This window comes from Sulfuricurvum sp., from assembly GCF_028712165.1.
In the GTDB taxonomy this organism is placed as follows: domain Bacteria; phylum Campylobacterota; class Campylobacteria; order Campylobacterales; family Sulfurimonadaceae; genus Sulfuricurvum.
The window spans coordinates 1-15,612 of record NZ_JAQTQR010000066.1; the positions used below are offsets into that span (position 1 = coordinate 1).

The following is a 15,612-nucleotide window of genomic DNA, read 5'->3' on the forward strand; positions in this document are numbered from 1 at the left end:
TCGGCTCCAAAAGATTGATTTTTTGGAACCGGCGGGAAAGTGCCGGGTCTTTTTCAAAATATTTTCGATATTCGAACCATGTCGTGGCGGCAATCGTACGCAGTTCCCCGCGTGCCAGAGCCGGTTTCAGAAGATTGGCAGCGTCACTGCCTCCCTCATTTCCACCCGCTCCGATAAGTGTATGCGATTCATCAATAAATAAAATAATGAAGTGGGTGCTCGATTGGATAGCATTGATAACCGATTGCAAACGTCGTTCAAACTCACCTTTGACACTGGCACCGGCTTGCATCGCACCCAAATCCAAAGAGAGGACTTTTGCACCGTAGAGTTGAACCGGAACCTCTTCGTTAATGATTTTCAGTGCCAATCCCTCTACAACCGCCGTCTTTCCGACTCCTGCTTCTCCGACAAGGATCGGATTGTTTTTTCGACGTCTCAACAGGATGTCAATCGCCTGACGGATCTCATCATCACGGCACAATACCGGATCAATTTTCCCCTCTGCTGCCAGCTGCGTCATATCGGTCGTGTATTTTTCGAGGTCATCTCCTGATGCACCCATCGAAGATTTTGGTGAGGGTTTGGATTGAATGGACTCCGCAGCTTCAGCCATCAGCCCCTCTATCAGTGCATATGCTTGCGCAGCATCAATCGTTTCCAGCAGTTTAAAATAGGCCGCATTGGAGTATTTGGCACCGTTATTCAACAAACTCATCAACAACACCGACTCATTCACTTCATTAAGAGACATCTCTAATTTTGCAAGCATATAGGCATCTTCGAGCCATTGGATCAATGCCGATGAAAATACGGGACTGCTGCTTTCGCTGCTCTGTGATTTAACCCCGTTTTGGAGTGCTTTTAACATTTTTTCCGGAGCGATTTCGTAGTGTTTAAGCAATCCGTTTAAAAGACTGTATTCATTTTCCAGCATGACAAAAAGCAAATCTTCAATCAGTATTTCACCGCCGCCGCGTGCGATACACCGTTGAGCTGCACTTTGAAGACTTTGTTTTGCAATCGCGTCTAATGTTTCAATCAGCTTTTTTAATTCAATTTTCATTTTTTCCCTTAACTCGCAAATATAACTTCTAAATTTTCCTGAGGTATTCCTATGACGCTGTTCACTCCGAGATATCCCCCCTGATCAGCAGAGAGAATGCAGCGCTGTATCTCTTTTTTCGGTATTTTGAGAGCAACGTCGTATTTCAAAGGTTCATCCAGCATAAACGCGATCAAATCGTTGAGCTCTTTCATTTTCGTTCCATCCACTCCATAAGCAACCAACTCTTCCCATAACGCCGAATTTAAAACGATACGAAATTTTGTACTGTTTGTTTTGACCGATTCTCCGGCTAAAAAGTCTTTCCCCAACGAGCAGTTCGTATCTCCCAACCGGCTGTATTGCCACTCGGGGATGGGTACTGTATCGGTTATACATTGCTGAATCTCTATATCATCATGGGAAAGGTAATGGCGTACGATTGCCAAGAGCGTCCCGGAGGATTTTTGACGCATACTCAATATCCCAAGATAGGGCATCAATTTTCGTAGATCCAACGTAGAGGTTTTAGACGCATGCTCGCCGTGCAGTCCGAGAATCGAAAGGATGTATTTTGAAAAAGGATCTTCCAGATTGTTTTGATATTGAATGTAATAGCGATGTTTTACCCATATCGGATAGATAAACTTTTGAATATTATGGTTAAAAACATCCAGAAAATCGCGCAGAACATGATCAGTATCGTTACTTTGCAAGACCATTTCGCAATAATGCGACGGCAGGGGTGAAGCACTCCCGAAAATGGCTAAAAAGTTGAGAGTCAATTCGATGTAGACCCCATCATTATTATGCTGCAGTGTAGCGGATGACAACTCTGATTTTTGGAAAGCCAAACTTGGATTAGCTCTGAAATGGATCTTTTTATAGAGTGCTTCGGCATCCAATTTCGGATAATAATGACGCAAATGTTGAATACAAAGCCGTATAGCCTGAGGCAAAGAAGCTTTGGCAACGACCTCTTTTAATACTTTAGTCATCTCTTGGGTAGTCATATCATTCTCACATCAAAGGCTGATAGCCCATTTTAGGCTGCCATTTAAACGTATCATGATCGATCATCTTGACTTCCAATCGATGGAATGAATTGATATTGCAATAGAGAGCAAAGAATTCATTTAAAACACAACAAAGCAGATACGCTTCACCGATACCCGTAAATTTCGTTACATCGATCTCCAAACGCGTTTGAATTCCTCGAATCGGGAATCCTTCATAGATCATCTCCGTTTTTTCATGCGAAATGGAAACGAGTCCTTTGAGCATTAACGCATTTTTATTTTTTATTTTGACATCATGTGCACCCGGAAAATCATACGTACTCAATATCGATGTTAGCGTTTTGATATCGGTTAATGACAAATAATTTAATGACATATTTGATATCACACGCCACAAAAAATCCTTTCCGATCGGCGGCGGATAGCTCTCGGTCGGAATCGTGATATTTTTAAACTTCAAATGCGATACATTGGAATGGGGATTTGAGATATTTATCCGTCCTAGCTGTAATGCGGTAGGGAGTGATCGGTTCGTACATAACAGTTTGACCGAAACGGTTGCATTGGCATAATCGTTTTTTTCATACATCCCCTCTGCAGAAGCAAAACGGATATAGCTGTAAGTACGTTCCGCATCATCGGAGAGTCTGACACGCAATGAATAATACTCATCATGATCGCCGTAACCGAACGATTCAAACGGCAAAAAATCTTCATAGACATTCTTGCTCGGTATCCATCCCCGTACTCCTTCTACTGAAAACACTTCGCTTGATTCACGTTCATATTCGGATGCGCTTAGAAGATACTCTTCTTCCAACGATGTTTTACGGATCGGAATAGCATCCACCTCAAACAAATTGATGATCGGTGTGCAATACAGGGCAAAATTTTCTTTGCTTAGTGTTTGCGCCGAAACCAAACGTTTTGAAAAATGAAACCGCATTCTAAACTGTCGGCTTTGTTCTAAAATATCCTGCTCAACACGAAAAATTGCATCAAGACGGTTAATGTCGATAAACAGATATTTCTGCTCAAATGAAAAATACTCTTGCAAAACGACGTACCCGTCAAATATATTTTGCGGATACGGAACCATTCGCTCATTCACGCCAAAACCGACCGGTGATATCGAGCGATTTGGTATTTGAAGCGTTTGTAGCGGCTCTTCTTTGTAATCGAGAATCTCTATCTCTATCTTTTCAACATATTCCAAAAGATAGAGATAAAGTTCGTTTGAGACAAAACGTGATCCGTTTAGATAGATACGTAAGCTGTCGAATAAACACAAATCCAAAGAGCCTTTACAACTCATAGTAAAATCGAGTTCCAATTGCCCTTTATTTCCGTATACGTAATACCGACTTTGAGAAAGTTCGATCGGATGGATCGTAGTATCGTAGCAGGTACGGAACTTATACTGTTCCCCCTCTTTCGTCATCTCACTTAAAACTTCGGTACCATGTGCTACGACTTCAGGAGCACGCTGATCACGTAAAGGCTCATATGAAATCACAGCATAAGAGGGGACAGGACGAACGTAATTCGGCCATAACAATTGCGCCAGATTATGAGACACTTCAGGTAGTTCCTCATCCAGCTGTTGACGTAAACGACCGGTAAGAAAAGAAAATCCTTCAATCATCCGCTCGACATCCGGGTCTTGACCCTCTTTCGAAAGATAGGGTGAAAGTCCCGGATTTTTAAGCGCAAACTCTTCCCCAAGCTTACGAAGAGAACCAAGTTCTTGAAGATAGTAGTTATTAATTGTCATCTCTCAAAACCTTAACGGCACCGTTGCCTAATAAATTTGCTTTAAACGTCACTTTTTTGTTGATGCGATTGAGCTTTAAAAAACCTTCGATATGGACATTCATCTCATTCACGTACAGCTGCTCTCGCGAGATACCGACACGTGCGTTAAAAAGGCGCGGTTCATATTTTCGAATACAGATTTCCGCACTTTTTTCGATCATCTCTATGGAGTCTTTTTGACTCATATGGATGTTATTCAGATCGGGGCGTCCATAGTCTTGAACGGTCTCGGCACTTCCGGCATTGGTCGAAAAAATCCGGGAAAGATTATTGGCGATGGATTGATACATCGCCTCTTCATCATTGGTTGCATGAATATGCTGGGCCGATGAGGATAACCGTTCAAAAAGACTCCCTTTATACGCCATTGATTATTCCTTGTCCAATTTTCCGACAAGAGAAAGTTCAAAACTGGCACCCATGTATTTGAAGTGTGGACGCAAAGACATTTTTACACGGTACCAGCCCGGATCGCCTTCGACATCCTCTACTAAAATTTGCGCCTTTTTAAACGGTCGTTTGCTTCGGATCTCCGCACTCGGGTTTTCCTGATCGGCGATGTATTGTTTGACCCATTTATTAAGCTCACGTTCCAAATCGGAACGTTCACGCCATGAACCGATGTATTCACGTTGCAAAATTTTGATGTAATGCGACATACGGGTAATGGCAAAGAGATAAGGAAGCTGAGTTCCGAGTTTGTAGTTTAGTTCAGCCTCTTTGCCCTCAGGAGTATTGGCAAAAATTTTCGGCGCCTGTGCGGAGTTTGCGGCAAAAAATGCCGCATTGTTGCTCCCTTTGCGCATTGTCAAGGGGATAAACCCTTGCTCAGAAAGCTCATATTCACGACGATCCGACACCAATACTTCGGTCGGAATTTTCATCTCGACATCTCCCATACTCTCAAAGGTGTGTACCGGAAGATCGGTAATCGCACCGCCGCTGCTCGGTCCGATAATATTGGTACACCAGCGATAGTTTGAAAAACTTTTGGTCAGTGCACTGGCAAAAGCGTAAACGGTATTGCCCCACAGATACGACTCGTGGTTATCCGAAACGTTTTCTTTGTAGACAAATTTTGATACCGGATTGTTTTCCGGATCGTACGGCGCTCTGAGCAAGAAACGAGGCAAAGTCAAACCGACATAGCGTGCATCTTCATTGGTTTCACGGAATCCTCTCCATCCGGCAAACTGAGGAGAGCTCATAACATCTTGCAAATCTTTCAGATCCGGCAATCCCTCAAAACTCTCCAAACCGAAGAATTTCGGACCTGCCGCAGCAATAAACGGAGCATGACTCATGGCGGCAATCGATGCCACTTTGTTTAAAAACTTAATGTCAACATTCGAAGGCGAAAGCTGATAATCAGCAATGATCGTCCCAACCGGCTGACCGCCGAATTGTCCGTATCCTGAGCTGTATACATGCTTGTACAAACCTGATTGCGTGATATCGAGACACTCTTCAAAATCTTCCAAAAGCTCCTCTTTGGAGACATTAATCATTTCCATCATGATGTTTTGACGGAAATCCGTACGCTCTACCAACATATACAAACCGCGCCATTTGGATTCTAATGCCTGAAATTGCGGTTGGTGCAAAATCACATCCATTTGGGCACTGATCTTTGCATCGATCTGAGCGATCATTCGGTCCACAATCGATTTGTTCACTTTTTCTTCTGAATTTTCAGACTTTAGCAATTCACGAATCAATGCACCGACACCGCTTTTAACGACACCGTACGTTTCATCTTCCCGTGTAAGATTGGTTTCGGCAATGATGTTGTCCAAAAGATACCCGTTTAATTCAATACCGTGCGTTTGTTGTCTTGCTTCTGTTGTCATGTCTTCCCTTTATTCGGCTGATGTAAGTTCGTTTAACAATTTTTCGCGCTCATCTTTATCAGAGATCGCGTTTTCAATCGCTTTTCTAAATGCCGGAATATTTCCCAATGGCCCTTTCAATGCGATCAACGATTGACGAAGCTCCATCAGTTTTTTCATCTCCTCCACATTTTCTACAATGTTTTCAGGTGAAAAATCTTTCATACTGTCGAGTTTAAGCGATACATTCATATCACTTCCATCATCAGTCAAACGATTCGGCACCGCAAATTCCAGTGATAATCCTTGATTTTTCAAAACATCGTTAAAGTTGTTTTTGTTAATGTTGATAACCTTCTTATCTTCGACCGGTTTTTTCTCTTCATTCGGGTTAAACTCACCCAGAACGGTAATTTTGTAAGGGATCTCTATCTCTTCGTTTTGATCTCCCGTCGCCGGTTTATAGGTGACGTTGATTCTCTCTTTCGGTGATTCGGACTGTTTATTCATTGTGACTCCTTTTATTTAATGTCGATTGCTGCTGCCATATCCACTCGGCACAGACGTTGGAACGCGATATCATATTTTTCACGTTCTATTTGGGTTCGGTTAAACGAATTGAGATAAAAACGATAGACCTCTGCCACCAATTCGGGTTGCCACTCTTCAAGAGAAAAGTGTTCTATCTCCCGCTCTAGCTCTTCAATAAGCGCTAATGCCATCAGCGGTTTACCCGCGGCAAGTGCTACTTGCGCATGAAGAAGTCTCCATCGGAATTTTTCTTCTTGTGACCCCGCATCTCTAAATGAGCGCTGGAGCATCTCCATCGCCTCTTTTGAATTCTTTTTATTAACAAGTTCATAACATTGCTCGCCGATAAGCGCTAACGTGTCAACAGGTTTATCACTCTCTTCGCCAACAATACCCCCTCTTGTTTGTTCATTCAGCCACTCTCTCATTTGCGACGGGACGAATGGTGTCCCATCACGAAATTTAAGCTCAGCTACACCTTCGTTAGAATTGACAAAACTAATCAGCATATTTCTCACTTCGGATGCGGCTTTGTTTTTTTGGATTGATTCGTATAATTCAAATGCCTTAAAATGTCCAAAGAGCCAAAAGGGTGAGCGAAAAATCACATTTTCAATAATCTGTAATGCTGCATCTTTTTTTCCCTCTGAAATTAAAGAATCGATCTGATCAATACGTTCACTGCTGGGAGGATTGAGCATCGTATTTCCGTTTTGAACGAGCGGAAGACCATCAATTTCCAACCAACTGATCATCCGGGTAAGGCGTACTGCACGACCATCATCGATTTGACACTCACGCCAATAATGGGCTAACTGTTCAGCATTTTTTTTCAGTTGGTTCAATACTTTGATCGCATCGGCATCATTAGTAATTTCACCGCTTGGGCTATTATCCGAAACACTTATTGGAGTCGTCGAAACTTTTGGTTTATCGTTTTCATCACGTCGTTTTTTTTCAGATACTTTTACTTCTAATAGTCGGCATGCTTCTGAAAATAACCGATCATCAACCTCACATACAGCCTGAACAGATTTCTGAAAAACACGTAAAAGTTCTAAATACGTTTCTGCATCATCGATGGAAATACCAATTTGGCGATCTTGAATAATCTGAAAATTGATAACCGTCTCAAACCATGAAAGGGCACCCCATTTGGCTCTGCTCGACTTTGGAAAAAGCTCTTTTCCAAAATGTTCCAGTGTCCGGTTCATCACCTCTATCGCATAACGAAACCCTTCCAGTCCGTTTAGTTTATATTGTGCATATCCCCACCAAGAAAGTAGTTTGATATCTTTGGTTTGTGTTAGGAGGAGTTTTTCACATTCAGAACTGACAAATTTCCAATCCGGAAAAGAGCCTTCAAGAGTACTGTTAATTTTATCTATCTCGGATTCCAGTGATACATATAGATCTTCGTATTTGGAATCTATACCACAATTAAATTCAACAGAAATAGGATTAATAATAAGATTTAGCAATACTACTCCAATTAAAATATTTTTTTATGTTATCTTTGACATGGAATATTACCGTTTTATTCTTTACAAAATCTTTTAAAAAATATTTTTTAGAATTAATTTGAACTATTTTATGTTTTATTTAGATATTTTTTAGTTTTTATACATCAAATATAAAGTCTTTTGTTATTAATTTTTATGATAATTTGAAGAAATAATTTCATCCTGTCATAATTTAAAAATTTTTCTAAGAATTGTCCTATCATCCCGTCATTATGATAATTCATTTAGATTTAGACTGCTTTTTTGCTTCCTGTGAGCGGCTCCGTAACCCTTCACTTCTCGGGAAACGCCTCGTTGTCGGCGGACGGGGCGATCCTTTTATTTTTGACAAGAAGCCCGCTCAGGCAAAAAAACTCATTACCCTCAACTCCGGAGCTTTTGTCCCCTCACTCTTTCATGCATCGCACGATGCAAGCCATTATTTCAATGACGGAGATAAGATACGCGGTATCGTAACAACCGCCAGCTATGAAGCCAGAGCTTTTGGAGTAAAAACAGGGATGAGTATTTATGAAGCATTACGCCTTTGTCCCGACCTTATACTGGTTCCACCCAATCATCTGCTGTATCACACGCTCAGCCATGAGCTGATGGAGTATTTGGCTACCGTTGTTCCGGTTATGGAGCAGTACAGTATTGATGAGATGTTTGGAGATTTACGAGGCTGGATAGAAGAAGAGGAGACCGAAAATTTTATTAAACATCTCCAAGAACAGATCACCAAAGAGTTCAAGCTTCCTGTGTCGATAGGGGCAAGTTCGTCAAAATGGATTGCCAAACTTGCAACCTCTACCGCTAAGCCCTATGGGATACGTGTCGTTCCGAAAAAGGAGATCGAAGCGTTTGTTAAATCCATTCCTATCGATGAATTTCCCGGCATCGGAAAAGCATTTTCGGCCAAAATGAGCCACTACGGTATTAAAACCGTTGGGGATGCATGGACATCAGAGACCCTGATCCATTCATGGGGGCGACACGGTAAAGATTTATACGCCAGACTAACAGGCAGTGATAACGAACCGATATCTGCCAGTAGAAGCCGAAAAGGGATCGGAATGTCCCGTTCAATGGATCATCCGGTAAAAGAGCGTGCGGAGCTCTTTAGACGCATCAGCGTTATGGTACGGCATTGGAGTCATACCATCATGAAACTGGGGGTCAATCCGACAACGTATGCATTCTCTCTCGGATATGAGAACTGGGGCAGTTCCAAAAAACAGTACACGACGTACAGACTGTTTAACGAACCCTTCATTCAACACTTTGCCCATGAAAAGTTTAAAGAACTTGACCTCTATCCCCACATTCCTATACGCTATATAGCCATGAGTGCAACAAAGTTCATTCATCATGATCCGAAAACATTTAATATTCTAGAATATGATAATGACACCAAGATGAGAAGCCTCACAGATGCTCTGACACAAATGAGGGAAAAGTACGGTATGGATATCGTGAGAGGCGGCAGTGAATTGTAATACTTCACTTTAGAATAATTCTATATTTGTCGATATAGTTATTACTCCAAAAAGGAGGGAAAATATGGATTCAATTAATTCGGGAATCGGAACATTGCCTCAGATTTATGCAATGAAAAAAGCGATGGAAGTGCAAGGGCAGCAAGTGATGAAAGCGCTGGAAAGCATTGCACCTTCTTCTCAACCAAATAATGTTTCCGGTGCCGATCTGACAGGTCTAGGACAGAATCTCGACATCAGAGCATGACTTACAGCCCTGTAGCGGCTGGGGTCATCCCACTTTTCAGGTACCACTTACCTCCTCTTCGATACACTTAATATCATGAAAAAATATTTTTTACTTTTGCTTCTTTTCATTTTTAGTGATAGTTATGCAGAAAATACATTGTATGACTGCTATTTTGATGAAGCGGGTCAACACTATAATATCCCTCCTCTTCTACTCAAAAAAATTGCGACAATCGAAAGCGGCATCAACCCAAAAGCCATCAATAAAAATGCCAACGGGACAGTAGATTATGGCTTAATGCAAATCAATTCCTCCCATCTGCGCAGACTTTCCCAATGGGGAATCAACGAACGAAATATCCTCGATCCAAAAGTGAATATCTATGCCGGAAGCTGGTTGCTTTCTGAACATATCAAAGAGCACGGGTTTAATCTTCAAGCGGTCGGACGATACCATTCGGCAACTCCGATTTACAAGGAAAAATGGCTGAATCGACTCGCCGCATCATTTAAATAATCATAATAGAAGGTGTATAATAGCGACATGAATAAATTTGAAAAAATAATAATTGCATTCATTTTAACCTGTACATTTTTGCACGCTGAAGATTATACATTCGGAGATGGATTACAAGTGGGAAATTCCCCTATTATTATAGGAGGCTATATCTCATCTATGTATGAAGCGAATAAACATACACGCTACGTAGATATTGATGACATGGCGCTTTTAGTCTACGGCGAATATGACCATTTTGACTTTTTAGCTGAATTTGAAGCTGCGGATATTTATAGAAAAGAGGTTGGAGACCGTCGGGATGAGAGCAGTAATACAACATTTCATACCGAACGCTTTTTCGGTGATTACTATTTTAGCGATGATCAACGAATACGATTGGGAAAATTTAATTCCGATATCGGATTTTGGAATCAAATGCCGGTCAACGTGCTCCGTGATACGACTTCAAGCCCGCACCTTGTCAATGATTTTTTTCCCAAACTATCAACAGGTATTAATTATGAAATTCGTCAAGTTTCCAATACGATTGATCGTGTTTCACTGACCTTTCAGAATAACCATGATCTCGATATCGACTATAATAATCTCAATGTAGATCGACATTACGCACTTGCATTCGATATCATCAATCATGAAACAACATGGCGCTTTGGCGGGGGTTATTTCCGTCTTGAACCTGCACAAGAAATAATGTATTTCCTAGGAGCTCTCAAAGTCGAAAAAAAAGAGGGCGATTTTCTTCTCGAATCTATCCTGAGACATGATGTCCAAAAGGAAAAGTTATCGTATGACATCTATGCACAAGGAGTCTGGCATATCATTACCAAACATGATGCTATCCTCCGTGCAGAAGTTGAAAAAGCCCCTTTAACACAAAAACATGATGGTGATATCGTTCTAGGATACACTTACAGACCGCTAAGTAATATTGCCCTTAAAGGGGAGTATGAAGCACATCAAGAAAGCGATTTGAACCGTTGGCTATTTTCTCTGTCGGTTCTTTTTTAACCAATGAAACAGTTACTTTTTATTTGGCTGATTTACAACGGATTAACGTATCTGAATGCAGATCCCCTTGTTATTGCTTCGGGAGAAAATTTCGGTGTCAACACAATCAATGTCGATGAAATACGGGGAATTTATACCGGAAAACAGTTTCGACTCAATAATAAAAAAATCATACCTCTGAATTTGGGAATTGACAACCCCTTGCGCAGTAAATTTGAGCAAAATATTCTTGGTGAAAATAAAGATACTTTGGCTCAATATTGGCTCCAGGCCCATTATCTCGGACACCACACTCCGAAAGTATTTAAAAGTCAGGAAAGTGTTGCCGAATTTTTATCAAAAGTAGACAACAGTATAGGTTACGTGGATGAGGAAATAGCCCAAAAGTATCATCTAAAAATACTTTTTCGGGCAAAAGAATAACTCATGCATCGATGGAATAATTTACCTATAGTTTATAAGCTTTTTATTGCCCTCTTTGGTGGAATTGCCATCATCATTGTCGCTATACTCTCTTATTTGTGGGGATATGAGTCCGAGTTAATGCTGAACAAAGAGCAGGATATCCTCCATGCACAGTCCGTATCGGTCGCAAATGATTTAAAAAACCATATTGAACGATTACAAAAAGAGATTCTTTTTTTATCCCATCTCGAAGTAATGGACGATATGGTTGTACAAGATATGGATCGACGTATTACAAGTTTATTGGAACAAAAAGCCGATGATTTGGGAGAATCTATCTCTTTATTTATGGTTGGACCTGATTTTACGGTTCATGCTTCCTCTAAATCAAGTCAAATTAACACCACGTTTAAAGGGGTTCATTCCATCAAATATGCCCTCAAACACCATAAATCATACTTTTTTCTTGGGGACAACCTTTATTTATTTACACCGGCATACGGCTCTTTTAATACAAAAGAGTTTTTAGGCTATTTGGTCATGTCCTATCCCATGAAAAACTTTGCGCTTAGGTTAAAAAGTGATCAAAATTTCTATCGTTGGATCACCCCTCCTTTTTCGTTGTCCTATCTGTACAAAAATGATTCACCTACTCTGGATATGGATGCCTATTTACACGATACGATTGCACTTGATGGCGTATTAGAAGGATGGGAATTCCATTATGCCATGCCAAAAAATGAGACTCTCTCACTGCTCTACCATTTCCAAACACTTTTTTTAAGTGCATTTGGAATCGGTCTTGTACTCATCGCCTTTTTGGTTTGGATTATTGTACTAAGGATTGTTACACCTTTGCGTGAACTCTCAAGCACAGCTAAAAGCATTGCTATGACCGGTGACTATTCTCAAACCGTTACGGAGACGGGAAGTGACGAAATCGGGATGATGGCTCATTCCTTTAATACCTTGATGTCTACTACACGACTTAGTATGGAACGTATTGAATTATTAGGAAAAACACAAGCAGCCTTGCAGGCCAAATCTTCTTTTTTATCTTCAATGTCCCACGAACTTCGAACTCCCCTTGGCTCCGTACTTAGTTTGACACAATATATGATGATACAGTCCGAAACACCGGAACCGATGCGTGAAACTCTCGGAAAAATCGAAAATTCCGCCCATTACCTGTTAGGTGTTATTAACAATATTTTGGATTTGGCCAAAGTAGAATCGGGAAAAATGGAGCCCCATATTGCACCATGCAATCCAATTACTCTCATTGAAGATGCATTGGAATTGGTAACTCCATTGGCTGAAGATAAAGGACTCTATATTACTACTATATTTGAACCGATAGAGACGGTACTGATGAGTGATGCGCGTTTGCTTGGACAGGTTGTAATAAATCTCCTTTCAAACGCAATCAAATACACGGAAAAAGGGTATATTCAGGTACAAATTCAATACATAGAAGATTTGTATGTTTTAGAGGTAAAAGATACCGGATGCGGTATCGCACATGAAGCACTGGATAACTTATTTGATGAATTTTATCAAGTACGTTCTCAGCGCCAAAGCGGATTGGAAGGGAGCGGTTTAGGTCTGGCTATCAGTAAACGCATCGCTTTATTGCTCAAAGGAGATTTGTTTATTAACAGTACAGGGGAAGGAAAAGGGACTAATGCCATATTCCATTTTCGCAGCTTTTAAAGTTACTTTGCAATCATATATCCAACACCCCGTACAGTCTGGATGAGATCATCGGCGTTGAGTTTTTTACGAAGATTTTTAATATGGGCATCAACGATATTGCTGGCGGTAAGATGATCAAAATCACGACTCAAATGTTCAGAAATCTGATAACGCGTTAAAACCGTATTCGCATTCAATACAAGCAGTTCCAATAGCTCAAACTCTTTACTTGAAAGCTTTACCGGTTCATTAAGAGCCAGTACGCTTCGGGATGAAAAATCGATCGTTAATTCACCTATCTGAAGTTGCGTTTGTTTTTGGACACTTTCACGTCGTAACAAAGCTCGGATTCTGGCCAGCAACTCTATATTTGAAAAGGGTTTTTCCAGATAATCATCGGCTCCGCAATCCAGTGCCTCCACCTTATCCTCTACCTCTTTTTTAGAGGAAAAAAACAAGATAGGAGTTCGTATGTTTTCACGACGCAATCCTGATAAAAGATCGATTCCGCTGCCATCGGGCAACATCCAATCCAAAAGAATCAGATCATATTTTTTTTGGGAAATACTGTATTCACCCTCATGAAGTGTTTTAGCAACATCTACATGGTAATTGGTATCTTTTAAAAGCTGCTCAAGTGCATAAAGCAATTCTTCATTATCATCAATAATCAGTATATACATCTCACCCCTTATAAGCATCAAAAAAAATTATATCTAAAGTTTGGTATAAACTGTTAACGGGGGGCTTCAACCATAATTTCATCATTGCCGCATGTTAATGAGCCAAATCGTCCGGCTGATGATTCATAGACTCGGAATGTCGTACATCCCGTTGCAACGATATCGCTGTGAACCCCATAAAACTTTGTCGGGTCCAATGGAATTTGAATATTCTCCGCCGATTCAAGACGGATCAGAGTATTATTTTTACGTACAACCAGCCATACTACATTTGGCAGAGCTATTCCATAAAGCGAATGCCGATCAGGCTGCAGCGAAACAATACTGTGATCACTGTCTCCATCAATGATACTCATTTTTTCCGCTTGTGCCAAATCACGATACAAAAGAGATCGAATCCTTTCATGGTGTTTGAACTCTTTGCCTTTTTCATCATAGAAAAGACGCATAAGACGAACCTGATCGATTCCGCCATATAAAAATGCAGCAATCAGACTGAATAATATAATGGCAACCAGCAATTCAATCAACGTAAATCCGCGTCGCATTACCATCCCTCTCCGCTTAGTCCGTATAAAGGGATTCGAGCCCCATCCATTTCGATCATTGTCTGTTCGATTGCATTTGCAGAGATGAGAGCAACGGCTTTTAACGTTTCATTTCCTTCACCGGAAGCATCCCATATATGGGAACGTTCCGTTCTCAAGATGAAATGATAGGATTTTAATTTTTCAGTGATACGGGCGTTATCAATAGAATAGCGTGTTGACATAAGAGTTGCAATATCATTTTCTCCTGCTCCGCCCATCGTATTTGAGGAAAGTGCTATCAGTGCCGCTAATTCAGAATCTTTTTGGTGTTTTAAAGCCATATCATAAGCTCGTCTCCCCTGAGCTGCCGACTCCATTAGTGCCAGCCCTGCAATAGAAGTTATAACCACTGCGACCAATACTTCGATTATGGAAAATCCTCCTCTAGCGGCTCCCATAATAGTTCTCCATATTCATGAGCGAAGAATCATACAATGACGCACGTAGTTGATCTTCATCTCCCTGTATCACCGAATCAGACAAAGGGGTATATGCAGTAAAGCTCCCTTTTGACTCAAGGATAAGAGAGCTTGAAACACCATCAGGATATAGGGAAAATTCAAAATTCCCTTCATGCATTTCTCCATGTTCTGAACGTATTGTCGGATCTGCATGTACCAAATGGCCATAACGATCAAATCGACGTACACTAAGCGAACCATTGCTTTCCATAACAAGAGAAGAACGAACCTTCTTATCCCCTTCCCATAAATCGCATTGTGTACAATTGTCATAACAAAACAAATCGAGACGTTTAGTCGAATTAAAAGCACTGAGATAATTTTTTATACTGGATGGAGTGAGTACCGATGAGTGCTCGGCAATGTGTGAAAGACGTGAACTTACCAATGTTGCTACCATTCCCATGATGGCAATCACAATAATAAGTTCAATAAGTGTAAATCCTCTGCGAATGGTTTTTAGCGGCATTCAGAAAGCTTTTGATCCTTCCCGTCATCACTTCCCCCTTCTTTTCCGTCCGCACCTAAAGAGACAAGGTCAAATGTTGTCCCGTCATTCAAATAGATATAAGGGTGATTCCAAGGATCTTTCGGAAGGTTTTTCCCTTCCAAATAACCGTTTTTACTGTACGAAGGATACGTATCGCTCGAAGGATTGGTAATCAATGCCGCAATCCCCTCTTCCGTAGTCGGATACGAACCGTTATCGATTTTAAACATTTTGAGCCCTTCGGAGAGGCTCTTCATTTGAACACATACCAACTTCTGTTTTGCTTCTTCGC

General features: G+C 40.9%; 18 protein-coding genes. 6 read left to right on the top strand and 12 right to left on the bottom strand.

Annotated elements, in window-relative coordinates:
* From PHP90_RS11080 to tssA, 7 genes are all read right to left on the bottom strand, one after another.
* On the bottom strand, window positions 1-1,066 hold a 1,066-nt coding region (locus PHP90_RS11080; RefSeq protein ID WP_299929707.1), incomplete at its 3' end, for an AAA family ATPase.
* An 8-nt stretch (window positions 1,067-1,074) separates the two neighbouring features.
* Window positions 1,075-2,043, bottom strand: coding sequence for a type VI secretion system baseplate subunit TssG (gene tssG, locus PHP90_RS11085; protein ID WP_299929709.1), 969 nt, complete (start codon window positions 2,041-2,043; stop codon window positions 1,075-1,077).
* Window positions 2,044-2,065: 22 nt separating this feature from the next.
* Window positions 2,066-3,838, bottom strand: coding sequence for a type VI secretion system baseplate subunit TssF (tssF, locus tag PHP90_RS11090; protein WP_299929712.1), 1,773 nt, complete (start codon window positions 3,836-3,838; stop codon window positions 2,066-2,068).
* Complete coding sequence (tssE, locus tag PHP90_RS11095; RefSeq protein WP_299929715.1) at window positions 3,828-4,247, bottom strand: type VI secretion system baseplate subunit TssE; 420 nt, start codon at window positions 4,245-4,247, stop codon at window positions 3,828-3,830. Before tssE ends, tssF begins: the two co-directional genes overlap by 11 nt.
* 3 nt (window positions 4,248-4,250) lie before the next feature.
* Window positions 4,251-5,729, bottom strand: coding sequence for a type VI secretion system contractile sheath large subunit (tssC, locus tag PHP90_RS11100; RefSeq protein ID WP_299929718.1), 1,479 nt, complete (start codon window positions 5,727-5,729; stop codon window positions 4,251-4,253).
* Window positions 5,730-5,738: 9 nt separating this feature from the next.
* Window positions 5,739-6,218 carry a type VI secretion system contractile sheath small subunit gene (gene tssB / locus PHP90_RS11105; RefSeq protein WP_299929721.1) on the bottom strand — a complete coding sequence of 160 codons (480 nt, stop codon included), beginning with the start codon at window positions 6,216-6,218 and terminating at the stop codon, window positions 5,739-5,741.
* 11 nt (window positions 6,219-6,229) lie between these two features.
* Window positions 6,230-7,720 carry a type VI secretion system protein TssA gene (gene tssA / locus PHP90_RS11110; protein ID WP_299929724.1) on the bottom strand — a complete coding sequence of 497 codons (1,491 nt, stop codon included), beginning with the start codon at window positions 7,718-7,720 and terminating at the stop codon, window positions 6,230-6,232.
* A gap of 254 nt (window positions 7,721-7,974) precedes the next feature.
* Here tssA and PHP90_RS11115 point away from each other — a divergent pair, with 254 nt between their 5' ends.
* From PHP90_RS11115 to PHP90_RS11140, 6 genes are all read left to right on the top strand, one after another.
* Window positions 7,975-9,240, top strand: coding sequence for a DNA polymerase IV (locus tag PHP90_RS11115; RefSeq protein ID WP_299929727.1), 1,266 nt, complete (start codon window positions 7,975-7,977; stop codon window positions 9,238-9,240).
* Between the two features lie 64 nt (window positions 9,241-9,304).
* The gene (locus PHP90_RS11120) at window positions 9,305-9,487 is read left to right on the top strand and encodes a hypothetical protein (protein WP_299929730.1); all 183 of its coding nucleotides are present in this window, start codon (window positions 9,305-9,307) and stop codon (window positions 9,485-9,487) included.
* A gap of 75 nt (window positions 9,488-9,562) precedes the next feature.
* Window positions 9,563-9,985 (top strand): lytic transglycosylase domain-containing protein, encoded by a 423-nt coding sequence (locus tag PHP90_RS11125; RefSeq protein ID WP_299929733.1) that lies wholly within the window; start codon window positions 9,563-9,565, stop codon window positions 9,983-9,985.
* Between the two features lie 27 nt (window positions 9,986-10,012).
* Window positions 10,013-10,996 (top strand): hypothetical protein, encoded by a 984-nt coding sequence (locus PHP90_RS11130; RefSeq protein WP_299929736.1) that lies wholly within the window; start codon window positions 10,013-10,015, stop codon window positions 10,994-10,996.
* 3 nt (window positions 10,997-10,999) lie between these two features.
* Window positions 11,000-11,419 carry a hypothetical protein gene (locus tag PHP90_RS11135; protein ID WP_299929739.1) on the top strand — a complete coding sequence of 140 codons (420 nt, stop codon included), beginning with the start codon at window positions 11,000-11,002 and terminating at the stop codon, window positions 11,417-11,419.
* A 3-nt stretch (window positions 11,420-11,422) separates the two neighbouring features.
* Window positions 11,423-13,114, top strand: a complete 1,692-nt coding sequence (locus PHP90_RS11140) for a HAMP domain-containing sensor histidine kinase (RefSeq protein WP_299929742.1) — start codon at window positions 11,423-11,425, stop codon at window positions 13,112-13,114.
* A gap of 2 nt (window positions 13,115-13,116) precedes the next feature.
* On the opposite strand, the gene PHP90_RS11145 is transcribed toward PHP90_RS11140, so the two are convergent.
* From PHP90_RS11145 to gspG, 5 genes are all read right to left on the bottom strand, one after another.
* On the bottom strand, window positions 13,117-13,779 hold the full coding sequence (locus PHP90_RS11145) for a response regulator transcription factor (protein ID WP_299929745.1): 663 nt from the start codon (window positions 13,777-13,779) through the stop codon (window positions 13,117-13,119).
* 53 nt (window positions 13,780-13,832) lie between these two features.
* On the bottom strand, window positions 13,833-14,327 hold the full coding sequence (locus PHP90_RS11150; protein WP_299929748.1) for a prepilin-type N-terminal cleavage/methylation domain-containing protein: 495 nt from the start codon (window positions 14,325-14,327) through the stop codon (window positions 13,833-13,835).
* Window positions 14,327-14,767: a prepilin-type N-terminal cleavage/methylation domain-containing protein gene (locus tag PHP90_RS11155; protein WP_299929751.1), complete on the bottom strand. Its 441-nt coding sequence runs from the start codon at window positions 14,765-14,767 to the stop codon at window positions 14,327-14,329. Before PHP90_RS11155 ends, PHP90_RS11150 begins: the two co-directional genes overlap by 1 nt.
* Window positions 14,754-15,299, bottom strand: coding sequence for a prepilin-type N-terminal cleavage/methylation domain-containing protein (locus PHP90_RS11160; RefSeq protein ID WP_299929754.1), 546 nt, complete (start codon window positions 15,297-15,299; stop codon window positions 14,754-14,756). The genes PHP90_RS11155 and PHP90_RS11160 overlap by 14 nt, the downstream gene beginning before the upstream one ends.
* Window positions 15,290-15,612: type II secretion system major pseudopilin GspG (gene gspG, locus PHP90_RS11165; protein WP_299929757.1), on the bottom strand; the 323-nt coding region annotated here is incomplete at its 5' end. The genes PHP90_RS11160 and gspG, both read right to left, overlap by 10 nt.